This is a genomic window from Pedobacter heparinus (genome assembly GCF_032678725.1).
Taxonomy (GTDB): Bacteria; Bacteroidota; Bacteroidia; order Sphingobacteriales; family Sphingobacteriaceae; genus Pedobacter; species Pedobacter heparinus_A.
Window position 1 is genome coordinate 138179 of record NZ_JAVTSC010000005.1, and the last position, 14041, is coordinate 152219.

At 46.8% G+C, this 14041-nt stretch carries 13 protein-coding genes and 1 riboswitch; of the genes, 5 read left to right on the forward strand and 8 right to left on the reverse strand.

Annotation, left to right across the window (positions count from 1 at the left end; genetic code table 11):
• Positions 1-14: 14 nt before the first annotated feature.
• Genes R2Q85_RS09790 through thiS form a run of 7 tightly spaced genes read right to left on the reverse strand, consistent with a single transcriptional unit; the run spans position 15 to position 7149 of the window.
• The gene (locus R2Q85_RS09790; RefSeq protein WP_316811589.1) at positions 15-1097 is read right to left on the reverse strand and encodes a HesA/MoeB/ThiF family protein; all 1083 of its coding nucleotides are present in this window, start codon (positions 1095-1097) and stop codon (positions 15-17) included.
• Positions 1098-1099: 2 nt separating this feature from the next.
• Positions 1100-2230: a 2-iminoacetate synthase ThiH gene (gene thiH / locus R2Q85_RS09795; protein WP_316811590.1), complete on the reverse strand. Its 1131-nt coding sequence runs from the start codon at positions 2228-2230 to the stop codon at positions 1100-1102.
• A gap of 11 nt (positions 2231-2241) precedes the next feature.
• The gene (locus R2Q85_RS09800) at positions 2242-3021 is read right to left on the reverse strand and encodes a thiazole synthase (protein WP_316811591.1); all 780 of its coding nucleotides are present in this window, start codon (positions 3019-3021) and stop codon (positions 2242-2244) included.
• A complete protein-coding gene (locus R2Q85_RS09805) occupies positions 3015-3668 on the reverse strand; it encodes a thiamine phosphate synthase (protein WP_316811592.1) in 654 nt (217 codons plus the stop codon). Before R2Q85_RS09805 ends, R2Q85_RS09800 begins: the two co-directional genes overlap by 7 nt.
• A complete protein-coding gene (locus R2Q85_RS09810) occupies positions 3661-5010 on the reverse strand; it encodes a bifunctional hydroxymethylpyrimidine kinase/phosphomethylpyrimidine kinase (protein WP_316811593.1) in 1350 nt (449 codons plus the stop codon). Before R2Q85_RS09810 ends, R2Q85_RS09805 begins: the two co-directional genes overlap by 8 nt.
• A gap of 24 nt (positions 5011-5034) precedes the next feature.
• Positions 5035-6918, reverse strand: a complete 1884-nt coding sequence (gene thiC, locus R2Q85_RS09815) for a phosphomethylpyrimidine synthase ThiC (RefSeq protein ID WP_316811594.1) — start codon at positions 6916-6918, stop codon at positions 5035-5037.
• Positions 6919-6948: 30 nt separating this feature from the next.
• The gene (thiS, locus tag R2Q85_RS09820) at positions 6949-7149 is read right to left on the reverse strand and encodes a sulfur carrier protein ThiS (protein ID WP_316811595.1); all 201 of its coding nucleotides are present in this window, start codon (positions 7147-7149) and stop codon (positions 6949-6951) included.
• Positions 7150-7221: 72 nt separating this feature from the next.
• Positions 7222-7309, reverse strand: a riboswitch (TPP riboswitch).
• Between the two features lie 124 nt (positions 7310-7433).
• Here thiS and R2Q85_RS09825 point away from each other — a divergent pair.
• Positions 7434-8585, forward strand: coding sequence for an MFS transporter (locus R2Q85_RS09825; protein WP_316811596.1), 1152 nt, complete (start codon positions 7434-7436; stop codon positions 8583-8585).
• Positions 8586-8649: 64 nt separating this feature from the next.
• Here the strand turns inward: R2Q85_RS09825 and R2Q85_RS09830 are convergent, their stop codons facing one another.
• Positions 8650-9054, reverse strand: coding sequence for a YtxH domain-containing protein (locus R2Q85_RS09830; RefSeq protein ID WP_316811597.1), 405 nt, complete (start codon positions 9052-9054; stop codon positions 8650-8652).
• 301 nt (positions 9055-9355) lie between these two features.
• Here R2Q85_RS09830 and R2Q85_RS09835 point away from each other — a divergent pair, with 301 nt between their 5' ends.
• The 4 genes from R2Q85_RS09835 to R2Q85_RS09850 all read left to right on the forward strand — a co-directional run bounded on the left by R2Q85_RS09835 (position 9356) and on the right by R2Q85_RS09850 (position 14018).
• Complete coding sequence (locus R2Q85_RS09835; protein WP_410478871.1) at positions 9356-10516, forward strand: MFS transporter; 1161 nt, start codon at positions 9356-9358, stop codon at positions 10514-10516.
• Between the two features lie 88 nt (positions 10517-10604).
• Positions 10605-10910 carry a hypothetical protein gene (locus R2Q85_RS09840; protein WP_316811599.1) on the forward strand — a complete coding sequence of 102 codons (306 nt, stop codon included), beginning with the start codon at positions 10605-10607 and terminating at the stop codon, positions 10908-10910.
• 130 nt (positions 10911-11040) lie between these two features.
• Complete coding sequence (locus R2Q85_RS09845) at positions 11041-11859, forward strand: universal stress protein (protein WP_316811600.1); 819 nt, start codon at positions 11041-11043, stop codon at positions 11857-11859.
• A gap of 17 nt (positions 11860-11876) precedes the next feature.
• On the forward strand, positions 11877-14018 hold the full coding sequence (locus R2Q85_RS09850) for a prolyl oligopeptidase family serine peptidase (RefSeq protein ID WP_410478873.1): 2142 nt from the start codon (positions 11877-11879) through the stop codon (positions 14016-14018).
• Positions 14019-14041 lie beyond the last annotated feature (23 nt).

Consider the following 14041-nt stretch of genomic DNA (forward strand, 5'->3'; position numbering starts at 1 on the left):
TGTTGTTGATTTCGCTATACCCGATCCATTGTTGCAGCTACAATTGCAGTATAAATTTCCCCTTTGAATGTTTGCTTCATCAGGTTCATGGCAATTTTGCTCCGCGTACCCACCGAACAGCAGAAAACGATTTTTTCATGATGAAGCAATCCGGAAAGGTGCCGGCTTAAATCATAGAGTGGGATATTCAGGCCACCCATATTGTATTCCTCATATTCATAAACTTCCCTCACATCAATCAGCTGATAGGCAATGTTGTCTTTTTTCCATTGCGACAATACCGCTAAGCTGAGCTGTGCTGGATCCTGATCCGATGTCTTGGCCAGGGGGATCTCAGTGGCGCTTTCCAGTGGGATTTCGACAGGGCCATCAATCCGCCCGGGCTTTGTTTTAGCCGGGCTATTAAAATTAAACAGCTGCGTGTCATTGTTCAATGCGTTGTAGATCAGTAGCTTGCCGGACAGCGGTTCCCCAAAGCCAGCAATCAGCTTGATCGCCTCATTCGCCATCATACTGCCAATAATTCCCGGTAAAGTGCCTATTACCCCGGCTTCCCCGCAATTCGGTACCTCATCCGGTAAAGGAGGTTCAGGATAAAGTGCCCGGTAATCAGGGCCGCCCCGATCATTAAAAACCGAAACCTGGCCTTCGAACTGAAATATGGAACCAAATACCGATGTTTTATCTAATTGTACACAAGTATCGTTTACCAGGTAACGCGTAGGGAAATTATCAGCGCCATCTATCACCAGGTCATATTGACCGATCAGCTCAGCGGCATTATCCGCTGTTAACCGGAAAGCGTATGCCCTAAGCTCAACATCCGGATTTAAGAGGCCCAGCCTGGCTGCCGCTATTTCAGCCTTTGGTTTCCCGATATCTGCCATCTGGTATAAAACCTGCCTGTGGAGGTTGCTTTCGGCTACCACATCATGATCCACTATGCCGAGGCAACCCAGGCCCGCGCCGGCAAGGTACAGCAGCACAGGGCAGCCAAGGCCACCTGCGCCGATGACCAGAACCTTCGCAGCCGCAAGTTTCTGTTGCCCGTTCCATCCAATTTCCGGGAGAATGATTTGTCTTTCGTAACGTTTCACAGTTAAAGTATTTTATGGTGTCCGGCTAAAGTATTGTCCCAGTCTTTCCAAACAGCTTCATAACCTTGACGGGCGATCATTGCCGCTATTTCTGCAGCAGTACGTTCATCCGAGATCTCAAACTGCTCCAGAGAAGCCGGTTCTACCACGTAGCCACCAGGGTTGGTTTTGGAACCTGCGCTCATCGCGGTAATGCCCAGTTTCATGATGTTGTCGCGGAATACCTGCGATTCCCTTGTCGAGATCGAAAGCTCTACCTCTTCATTAAACAGGCGGTAGGCACAGATCAGCTGTACCAGCTCCCTGTCGCTCATGGCTACTTTGGGCTCCAGTCCACCGCTAAAAGGCCGCAGTCTTGGAAATGAGATGCTGTATTTGCTTTGCCAGTACCTGTTTTCCAGGTAATCCAGGTGCATCGCAGTAAAAAAGGAATCCGTACGCCAGTCTTCCAGCCCGATCAGAACTCCCAGGCCCATTTTATGAATGCCCGCCTGGCCCAGCCTGTCGGGTGTTTCCAGCCGGTATTGAAAATTTGATTTTTTACCTTTGGGATGGTGCTTCTTATAATCCTCCTGGTGATAAGTTTCCTGGTACACCAGTACCGTATTTAAGCCATAAGGCCGGAGTGTTTCATAATCAGTCAACTCCAAAGGCTGTACCTCCATAGAGATCTGTGCAAAATGCGGACGGATGAGCTCCAGTACCTTTTTGAAATAATCCATATGCACCGACTGGTTCGCTTCACCGGTAACCAGGAGCACATGGTCGAAACCCATTTCTTTAATTGCGGCAACTTCCTGCATGAGCTCAATGGCAGACAGGGTTTTACGCCTCACCTTATTATCGTAGCTAAAGCCACAATAGGTACAAATGTTGTTGCACTCATTAGAAAGGTATAAGGGTACGTACAATTGTACCACCCGGCCAAAACGCTTCAGGGTGAGCTTTTGGCTGATTACGGCCATCTGCTCCAGGTAAGGTGCGGCTGCAGGGGAGATCAGTGCTTTAAAATCTTCCAGCGTTCGCTTTCCGGCCCTTAAGGCATGCTCCACATCCGCAGTTGTTTTTGCATAAATGCTGTTGCTGGTTTCCGCCCAGCTGCAGCTTTCAAAAATATGATTAAAACTAGCCATATCGCCTGTGTTTAAAAGGAATAGTCATCTAAAAAGGAGGTAAGGGGGCTGCTGGCTACAGCCTGTGTATCTGCCGCTACAGCGCCTAGTCTGGCCTCAAAAGCCATCCGGCCTGCCACAACCGCCATTTTAAAGGCTTCCGCCATCAGTACAGGGTTTCCAGCTACAGCGATAGCCGTATTCACCAGTACCGCATCCGCCCCGATTTCCATGGCTTTGGCAGCGTCAGAAGGTGCACCTATTCCTGCATCCACAATCACCGGCACCTTGCTCTGCGCAATAATAATCTCCAGGAAATCAATGGTTTTGAGCCCTTTATTGCTGCCGATAGGTGATCCTAAGGGCATCACAGCAGCGGTACCTGCATCTTCCAGCCGTTTGCACAATACCGGGTCGGCATGGATATAAGGCAACACGATAAAACCCAGTTTGGCCAGTTCTTCTGTGGCTTTTAAAGTTTCTATAGGATCTGGCATCAGGTATTTAGGGTCGGGGTGGATCTCCAGCTTTACCCAATTGGTTTCCAGCGCCTCTCTGGCCATCTGTGCGGCAAAAACCGCTTCCTTTGTCGTTCTTACGCCTGAAGTATTGGGCAATAGACTGATGTGCGGATGTTTCAGGTGCATTAAGATATCATCCTCTGTTGCCTTCAGGTCAAGCCTTTTTAAAGCTACGGTAACCAGTTCCGATCCGGAAGCCATCAATGCAGCTTCCATTTTTAAAGCGGAGCTGAACTTTCCCGTACCGGTAAACAGCCGGGAATTAAATATTTTGTCTGCTATTTTTAACATGTTCCATTTTTTAATTGATGAACAGCTGGATTTGCTACCTGTTGCATTTCATTCAGGATGGAGGCCGTACCCCCGGGAATGCTCATTGCTCCCGAAACCGCTACGCCATGTAAACCGGCTTGCATTAGTAAAGGAATATCTGCGGCTGTAATTCCCCCGATGGCGATCAGCGGAATGCTGATCCCCGCTTCTTTAACCTGGTCCATTAGCCTTATATAACCGGACAGTCCAATCACAGGACTTAGATTCTCTTTGGTCCTGGTAAAACGATAGGGGCCAAGGCCGATGTAATCTGCACCTTCGGAAACCCTTAGCAGGATGTCTGCAAAAGTATTGGCCGTGCCTCCGATGATCCTGCCGGGACCAACAATAACCCTTGCTGCAGCAACAGGCATATCGTTTAAGCCCAGGTGTACCCCGTCAGCGTCTGCTTTTACGGCTACCAGGGGATCATCGTTGACAATCAGTCTGGCCCCATATTTTTTACATAAAGCTGCCGCTGCTATGGCCAGTGTTAATACCACTTTTTCAGGTTCATTTTTAACCCTCAGCTGTATCCATTTTCCGCCAGCCTGCAGTACCCGCTCAATGGCCTCCAGATGTCCGCCATGGCCAGCCTGAGAAATATAATGTAATCGATCAATCATAATTGTGATAGCCCAGCAGGCTCTTGTTACTGTTTAAAAATTTTTCAGTGTATTTTTTTGCCGATAGGCAGGCATCCAGCAGGCTTTCGCCTTTTGCCAGTTGCGCCGTTATTGCTGCGGACAGCACGCAACCCGATCCATGTTTCTGATAAATACTATCCACCTCCGGTCGCAGTTCATGTCTATCTGCTCCTTCAAATAAGTAATCCCAGCCTTTGTTTTCATGCTGGTGCCCGCCTTTCAGCAGCACCGGGCAATAAGCCGCCCAGCGCTTTGCTGTTAGCAATACTTCATTTTGGGCACCCATGCTCCGCATTTCCGGGTAATTGGGCGTAATCAGATCCAGCTGCCTCAATACAGGCTCCAGCTTTTTCAAACTATTTTCCCAGTCGTGAAAAGCGTAACCTGCACTGGCTTTCAATACCGGGTCCAGGATAATTTGGATGTCCGGTGCATGCTGCCTTAAATAACTGACCACTTCCAGTAAGATCCTGCTGTTCTTGATCAGGCCAATCTTGCAGGCCTTTATGTCAAACTTCAGCAAAAGCACCGCAAGTTGATCAATGATCTGTTCTGCATCAAGCCATTGATTTTTCAGAAAATGACTGTCTGTTTGTACCGTTAAAGCGCTGCAGACCCCAAAACCATAAATCTGGTGTTGTTCAAAGCATTTGATGTCGGCCAAAAGACCAGCGCCGGCACTGGGGTCAAAACCCGCTATGCTCATTGCATAAGGTCTGTTGCGCTGCTGCAGTTCATCCGCCAGTAGCTTGAAATTCTGCAAAACCAGCGTTTTATCTGCCCATATAGCACCCAGTACCGCCATGCCTGCAAAACCCATCGCTTTTACAGTGGCCATCTTACCCGCTGCTATGCCGCCAAGGGCGATGAGCGGAACTTCTAACGAGGATGCTGGTAGCCTAAAATCCGCTGCAGCGATTCCCCGGTATCCGGGCTTGGACAAACTGTCGAACACCGGTCCATAAAAGGTATAGTCAAAGTCCGCCAGATCCTGCAGGGCATCCAGCTCATGAACCGAGCTGCTTAAAACATAACCCTCCAAAGGAAAGGCCTGATAGGTATCCATCATTGCCTTCCTCTGTGCTTCGGGGTAATGCAGCCGCTTTATCCCTGGGAATTCCCTGGTCAGCTCATGAAACTGGTGCAGGGCTATCCGGTCCAGAAAACGCGGCTCGATTTCCCCGATCAGCCTGGCATAATCCATCCTGCCGGAGCCCGGTTTTCTCAAATGAAAAACAGCCAGACCTGCTTCAAAAAGCTGGTTGATCAGCGGGCCTTCGCCTTCAAAATAAAGCGGGTCAGAAATGACGATCAGTTTCATATTTTTAGATTATAAATCATTCATTTACAGGTATATTTCACTGCCTTTCTCTGTAAATTCTTTAGCTTTATCAGCCATGCCTTTTGCCAGTGCTTCCTGTTCATCCACACCTTGTTTGGCTGCATATTCCCTAACGTCCTGCGTAATTTTCATGGAGCAGAAATTAGGACCGCACATGGAACAGAAATGAGCGATCTTGGCCCCATCAGCTGGCAGGGTCTCATCATGGAATTCCTTTGCTGTATCCGGGTCCAGTGATAAATTAAACTGGTCTTCCCACCTGAATTCAAACCGGGCCTTGCTCAGGGCATTGTCCCTGTACTGTGCGCCCGGATGTCCTTTGGCCAGGTCGGCCGCATGGGCTGCGATCTTATAGGTAATCACTCCATCCTTCACATCCTTTTTATTCGGCAGGCCCAGGTGTTCTTTAGGCGTTACGTAACACAGCATGGCCGTGCCAAACCAGCCGATCATGGCAGCGCCGATTGCCGAAGTGATGTGGTCGTAACCCGGGGCAATATCCGTTGTTAGGGGCCCCAGCGTATAAAAAGGTGCTTCTGAACAATGTTCCAGCTGCTTCTCCATGTTCTCTTTGATCAGGTGCATCGGCACATGGCCCGGGCCTTCTATAATGGTCTGCACGTCATGTTTCCAGGCAATTTTAGTCAGTTCACCCAAGGTTTCCAGTTCTCCGAACTGTGCCGCATCGTTCGCATCGGCAATACAGCCGGGCCTCAGGCCATCCCCTAAAGAAAAAGCTACGTCATAAGCCTTCATGATCTCGCAGATTTCCTCAAAATGGGTATACAGGAAATTCTCTTTATGATGCGCCAGGCACCATTTGGCCATGATAGAGCCTCCCCTGGATACAATTCCTGTTACGCGTTTAGCCGTTAAAGGCACGTAGCGCAGCAATACTCCGGCATGGATGGTAAAATAATCCACGCCCTGCTCGGCCTGCTCGATCAGGGTATCCCTGAACAGTTCCCAGGTAAGGTCTTCGGCTTTGCCATTTACTTTTTCCAATGCCTGGTAAATCGGCACTGTACCGATCGGGACAGGGGAGTTCCTGATGATCCATTCCCGGGTTTCATGAATGTTTTTACCCGTAGAGAGGTCCATAATGGTATCTGCACCCCAACGGCAGGCCCAAACTGCTTTTTCTACTTCCTCTTCAATAGAAGAAGTGACTGCTGAATTCCCGATATTGGCATTGATCTTTACCAGGAAATTCCGGCCAATGATCATCGGCTCCAGTTCCGGATGGTTGATGTTACAGGGGATTACCGCCCGGCCCGCCGCCACTTCAGCACGCACAAATTCCGGAGTGATGTAACCTTTAGGTGTATTGGCGCCAAAGCTATGCCCTTTATGTTGGTGGCCCATCACTTCATACTGCGCCCCCAGCTGTTCGCTGAGCAGGTCTATGCGCTGGTTCTCCCTGATGGCGATGTACTCCATTTCAGCTGTGATGATGCCTTTTTTTGCATAATGCATCTGCGAAACATTGGCGCCTTTGACAGCCCTGTAGGGCTTGTTCAGGTGTGAAAACCTCAGCACATCCAGTTTGCTGTCGGCCAGGCGCTGCTGTCCGTAATCGGAAGAGATCTTTTCCAGCTGCTCCACATCCTGTCTGCCGGTGATCCATTTTTCCCTTAGCCTGGGCAAACCTTCCTTTACATCAATGGCTGCATCCGGGTCGGTATAGGCCCCGCTGGTATCGTAAACCGTAACTGGAGGATTGGGCTCAGTTAAACCAAAGCCATTGTGGATCTTTGTGTCGCTTAAGGTAATTTCGCGCATGGCCACCTCAATATCGTGCAGCTGGCCTTTTACGTAAACCTTACGGGATGCCGGAAAGGGGTTGCGGCTGAGCACTTCTGCGCCGGGTGTTTTTTCTGCTTTCATATGTATCGTTTTTTGATGAAATCTATTGGATTAACCGCCCTGGGTGGCTTTGATGAGCATTACCTGGTCGCCATGCTTCAAGGCATGCAGCGGCCAGTCGGCTTTTGTGATGATAGTCTGGTTGATAGCCACGGCAATGCCCTGGGCCGGTGCATGCACAAAGCTTAGCATTTGTTCAACAGAACAGGGGGCATGGAGTTGGTAATGTTGCTGATTTACAGTGATGTCCATATCGTTTTTAATTTTTAATCTATTAAAAACTATAGGAATAGCCCATTACAGGAATGGTAAAAGAACAACAAGAGGGTTGCTCTTACTTTTCCCTTCGGCAGTACTAACTGCATCAGGTTCAAAGGGTATATCTCAGCGCAAGGCACCCCTAAAGTTTTTCGTAAAGCTAGGTTATTTTTTATGAAATGCAAATTATCTGGGCAATTGAAAATCTTATAAATTTTAATAATCGTTCATCGATCCCAGCAAATGAATTGCTAAATTTGCAGCGCAATTACTAGGTGATGATCTCCAACACAAAACACCGTTTCTTTTTAAGTCTTTTCTTTTTCATGTCGGGCTTAAGCTTTTCAACCTGGGCCTCCCGGATTCCGACCATTAAAACCACGTTTGATTTTAATGAAGCGGAACTGGGCAGTATTTTACTGGCTTTGCCCATAGGTTCTTTACTTGGCTTGCCCATTTCGGGCTGGCTGGTATCCAAATACAACAGCCGGGTACCCTTAACGGTAGGTTATGGCCTCAATGCCTTTTCGCTGGCCCTGATCGGCTTTGCCCACAATACTTTTAGCCTGATCATATCAGTGGTCATATTTGCTTTTACCACTAGGATCTTTAATATTTCCGTAAATACACAGGCCATCACACTCCAAAAGCGCTTCGATAAAAAGATCATGGGCTCTTTCCATGGTTACTGGAGTATGGGAGGGATAGGCGGAATCTTATTGTCCACGCTTTTATTGGGCTTAAACGTACCCATACAGCAGCATTTCATAGCTGTGGCAATAGCTATGCTGATCGTAACCTTGTATTCTTATCAGTTCCTGTTAAAAGGTGACCGTTCTGAAACAGGTAATAAGCTGGTTTTAAGTAAGCCAGACCCCTATATTTTTTACCTGGGTATGGTCGTTTTTCTGTGCGCCATCTGCGAAGGGGGGATGTTCGACTGGAGTGGTATTTATTTCCAGGAGATCATTAAGGTGGAGATCTTTACTTACGGCTATCTGATCTTTATGACCTTTATGGCTGTTTCAAGATTTTTATCTGACTTAATTGTGGCCCGCTTCGGTATGCCTAAAACCTATATTATGAGTGCAGTATGTATTGTTTCCGGCATCTGCCTGGCTATTATTTTTCCGTATTTCTGGACGGCGATGCTCGGTTTTTCCCTGGTCGGTTTTGGGACAGCAGCCGTGATCCCTATGTCTTATGCCTTAGCAGGTGCTTCAAAAAAATATTCAGCCGGAATGGCCATATCTATTATCGCTACCTATTCCATCACAGGGATGTTGCTAGGACCACCACTCATTGGTTACCTGGCCCATGCTTTCAATTTAAGGGTATCCTTTGTCATTTTTGCTTTATGTGGAATTTTGCTGATCCCAATTACACAGCTTTTTTTTAAACATCAAAGGCTTTCAGATCAAAAAGCCTGAGCAATTTGAACCGAAAGCCCCTGGGGCTTAAAGGTTATGCTCCATTAAGCCTGGCCCGATAAAATTAAATGGTCTGTATATCGTCGTTTAAATCATCAGCACTACGCTTGATGCCCGCTTTTGCTTTATCTGCTTCTGCTGTTCTGAATTCCTTAAATTCCTCCGAAACTGCGTTAGCCTTGTTTTTTACATTGTCAACCATTCGGTCTTTTAACCCGAGCAGGTCATCTTTTCCGGCATGCAAACGGTCTTTTACAGATTGATAGCCATCTTTTACGTTATCTGTCAGGTCTAATGCCTTATCAGAAATTCTTTCTCTGGTTTTTTTTCCGCTGTCTGGCGCAAATAATACACCCAGCACTGCGCCAACAGCTAATCCGGTTAACAGGGCTACTACAGCACCGGTGGTGTCTGTTGGCCGGTGTGACATGCTTGACAAGCGGCTTGATATTAGTTTCTTATAATTCATAATGCTCTCCTTAATGAGTAAATAAAACAGTACTACATTCAACTAAACAATCATCGGGCAAAAGTGTTTTAAAAGAAGACCTATACTTGGTGAATTGTTCGGGCTTTATACCGAAGAGCGCAGGACCAGTTGGTGCTGCTGGCATATGGAACGCAGTCAAAAAAAGCACAAAGAATTTTGTATGGTGTAAAACGAATGGACAGGGCAGCGGTATCTAAAAATTACCTTTTAAAGACGAAAGCGTAGTATTTTATTGGTTACTTTGTATCGTGTATTTTTTACACTAACTACGGTACAAAAAATGAAAAAAAGCTTACTCACCTTAACCCTTGGCGGACTGGGAATCGGCATCACCGAATTTGTGATGATGGGACTGCTGCCTGATATTGCAAAAGACTTGTCCATCAGCATTCCGCAGGCAGGTCACCTCATTTCGGCTTATGCCCTAGGTGTGGTTATTGGTGCGCCTTTATTGGTAGCTATTGCCGGCAGCTATCCTCCAAAAAAGATCCTCATCGCCCTGATGATGATGTTTGTGGCTTTTAATGCGCTGTCTGCTTTTTCTCCGGATTATACCACCATGTTTATCGCCCGCTTACTGGCCGGTTTGCCGCATGGGGCCTTTTTTGGAGTGGGCTCGGTAGTGGCCAGCCGCATTGCGGATAAAGGAAAGGAGGCCTCTGCAGTATCACTTATGTTTGCAGGCTTAACCGTTGCCAATGTAATTGGGGTGCCACTGGGTACTTTTATAGGCCACAACTATTCCTGGCGTTATACTTTCGTGATCATTGTTATTGTAGGTTTAATTACCCTGTTGAGCCTGAAATTATGGATGCCGTCCCTGCCTGCAACTAAAAACAGGGATTTGAAAAAGGAACTGGGTTTCTTTAAACTTCCTGAAGCATGGCTGATCATTCTGATGATTGCCATTGGTACCGGCGGTCTGTTTTCCTGGTATAGCTATATTGCTCCACTGCTTACCGACGTTTCTGGTTTTTCTGCCGATTCCATTACCTACATACTGGTGCTGGCGGGTCTGGGTATGCTGGTGGGTAATTTTATAGGAGGTAAGCTGGCTGATCAGTTTTCACCTGCAAAAGCATCTGTTTCTTTGTTAATTGCCATGGCAGTTGCGCTTTTTATCGTACACTATATCTCTACCAACCAGGTGCTTTCGCTGGTAATGACCTTTATAACCGGGGCAGTGGCCTTTGCTTTAGCAGCACCCATCCAGATGCTGATGATCAAGACCGCTAAAGGATCAGAGATGCTGGCTGCATCTGTCAGCCAGGCCAGTTTTAACATTGGGAATGCCCTGGGTGCCTTTTTAGGGGGATTGCCTTTGGCTGCAGGTTATGATTATACATCGCCGGTATGGGTAGGTACTTTGATGGCCTTAACCGGGGCTTTGTTTGCCTGGATGCTGATTGCCAGGAACAAAAGAATGGCATTAGCCGCTTAGTATGCCGGCTTGCAACTGGCCGGCCTAAGTATTTTGATATCTTAAAGTTTTTGGCTATTTTGGGGTTTCAACCAATCTATAATTACCCATGTCTCAGCTCGTTATTTCCCCGGAACTCATTCATAAATATATTAGAGGGGGCTGTAGTCCTGACGAAAGGAATGCGGTGGAACAATGGTACCATTCTTTGAAAGAGCGATCAGGTTCGGCAATGGAAATGGAACTGAAACATCAGCTAGAGTCAAAAATGTGGCTGTTGGGCAGGATCAGGACTAATATGAAGAATTCAAGTACGGAAAACAGGAACAGGCGGATGAAAGTTCTTTTATATTGCTGGCTGGTTTGCCTGGTGGCGGTTTCGCTGTTCTTGTTCTGGGGCCTGTCTAAGACCTAAGGCATCGCGTAGCGGAAAAAGGGGGATTTTGACGGTTATTTTATTGTAAAATTACCTCTCTTTTGTGTTTCCGTAAAGCATATTGAAAAAGCTTATGCATAGCTTTACAAGGATTAAAACCGGAGTGTAAATGACCATAATTGTAGCAACTGATTTTTCTGAAGTGGCAGAGAATGCAGTGGAATATGCGGCAGCAGCCGCAAAACACAGCAATGCCCGGCTTATCCTTTTTAATGCTTTTGAGATCCCTATACATGCTGCGAATACACTGCTGCCTGCATCCAGCATTCAAAAGTTATTGACAGATAACGAAATCAGGCTGATAGAACGCTCCCTCGCGCTTTCTCTGGACTACGATATTGAAGTGGGCCATGAAACGGCATTTTCCTTTGTGGAAGATGAGCTGAATCAGCTCCTGGTCAAATATGAGGCCAGTCTGGTGGTATTGGGCATGACGGCCAAAACCCTGGAGCAGGACCTTTGGGGAAACACCACTACTTCAGCCATTAAAAAATTGAAGTTCCCGGTATTGGCTGTGCCGTTGGGGGCAAGATTTGAGGGTACGAAGAAAGTGCTTTTTGCCTGTGATGTACTGAGCGGAGTGTCTGAAAAAGTTTTGCTGCAGATTAAGGACCTCGCTTTGAGTTTAACCGCTGAGGTAGAGGTTTTTAATGTGAGTAAACTCTTGCAGGAACTGCGGACCGAAGGCAAAGACCTGTTGGCTACCCATGCCATTGACGAAGGCCTCGAAGGGATTACCTATTATTACAAAAATGTGAAATCCAACGCAGTCATAGAAGAAATAGAAAAAGAAATAGAGATATTTGGGGCAGATATGCTGATCATGATGCCCAAGAAATACGGTTTCTGGGCCTCTCTGGTACACAGGAGTAAAACAAGGGTCATGGCATCCGGTTTGCATATCCCATTGCTTTCTATACCTATTTAACCCTAAAATGCTGCCTTATGAAGCACTTTGTAAAGAATGGACTGCTTGTACTGATCCTGTTACCCCCATTATTTACTGAAGCTCAATTAAAAAATACCGTACAAAAACCTGTAATGACTTATCCTGAAACTAAAAAGACGGCAACAAAAGACGATTATTTTGGTACCGAAGTAGCTGATCCTTATCGCTGGCTGGAAGATGACCGCTCGGCAGAGACCAAACAGTGGGTAAATGCCCAGAATGTGCTTACCCAAAAGTACATGGGACAGATCCCTTACCGTAACCAGATCAAAACGCGTTTAACACAGTTGATGAATTATGAAAAGTATTCTCAGCCATTTAAGGAAGGAGATTACACGTATTTCTATAAAAATACCGGTTTGCAGAACCAGAGTGTGCTGTACCGGCAGAAAGATGGTGGAGAACAGGAAGTGTTTCTGGATCCGAACACCTTTTCCAAAGATGCGACAACTTCAATGGCAGGCGTCCATTTTTGTAAAGACGGCAGCCTGCTGGCCTACCAGTTATCGGAGGGCGGATCTGACTGGAGGAAAGTGGTGGTGTTAAAAGCCTCGGATAAAAGTGTACTGGGTGATACCCTGATTGATGTAAAGTTTTCGGGCATTGCCTGGAAAGGCACGGAAGGTTTTTACTACAGCAGTTACGATAAGCCAAAGGATGGCAGCCAGCTTTCGGGTATGACCGATCAGCACAAATTGTATTACCACAAGCTAGGCACTCCGCAAACGGCTGATAAACTTATTTTTGGCGGAAGCCAGACGCCAAGAAGATATGTTGGTGCAGGTTTAACCGAAGATGAGCGTTACCTGGTGATTTCTGCTGCAAATTCAACTTCCGGCAATGAACTATATATCCAGGACCTTTCCGTTCCTGATGCAGCCATTGTCAATGTGGTCGCTAATTTTGAGAAAGACCATGAAATTATCTGCAATGTGGGCAGTAAACTGTATATTTTTACCAGTTTAGATGCACCTAACGGTCGCATCGTTACGGTTGATGCGGCTGATCCCGTCCCGGAAAACTGGTGGGTGCTGATCAAAGAAACGGAAAATGTATTGCGGCCATCTACAGGTGGTGGTAAACTGTTTGCCAATTACATCAGGGATGCGGTATCCATGGTCTTGCAGTATACCATGGAAGGCAAACTGGAGCATGAAGTGAAGCTTCCGGGTATTGGTACAGCCAGTGGTTTTTCGGGCAAGATAGCAGACAAGGCGCTTTATTATACTTTTACTTCCTATGTTTATCCGGCTACGATCTTTAAATACGCTGTGGCTGATGGAAAATCTGAAGTGTATAGAAAATCGGGGGTTGATTTTAATCCCGAAAACTATGAATCGACACAGGTGTTTTATACTTCTAAGGATGGGACTAAGGTGCCGATGATCCTTACTTATAAAAAAGGGCTGGTTTTAAACGGCAAAAATCCTACGGTATTGTATGGTTACGGAGGTTTTAATGTGAGTTTAACCCCGGCATTCAGTACTTCCAACATCATTTTACTGGACCATGGCGGGATATATGCGGTAGCCAATTTAAGGGGGGGTGGCGAATATGGCGAGCAATGGCATCTGGCAGGTACAAAGTTACAGAAGCAAAACGTATTTGATGACTTTATCGCTGCTGCTGAATACCTGATTTCCCATAAATATACGGCTGCAGCTTACCTGGCATGTATGGGTGGCTCGAACGGAGGACTGCTGGTTGGTGCGGCAATGACGCAGCGGCCCGAGCTGTTTAAGGTTGCTTTTCCAGCTGTTGGGGTAATGGACATGTTGCGTTACCATAAATTTACGGCTGGTGCCGGATGGAGTTTTGATTATGGCACTTCGGCAGATTCAAAAGAGATGTTCGGGTATCTTTACAAATATTCTCCTGTACATGCTTTGAGAGCTGGAGTAAAATATCCGGCAACACTGGTCACCACGGCAGACCATGACGACAGGGTGGTGCCGGCGCATTCTTTTAAATTTGCGGCGACGCTGCAGGAAAAACAGGCTGGAACAGCGCCGGTGCTGATCAGTATACAGACTAATGCAGGGCACGGTGCCGGGAAGCCAACCGACAAGGCAATTGAGGAAATAGCCGACAGGTGGGCATTTCTGTTTTACAATATGGGCCTGGATTATAAACCTTAATTATCCCTATATTAGCCTGGCTA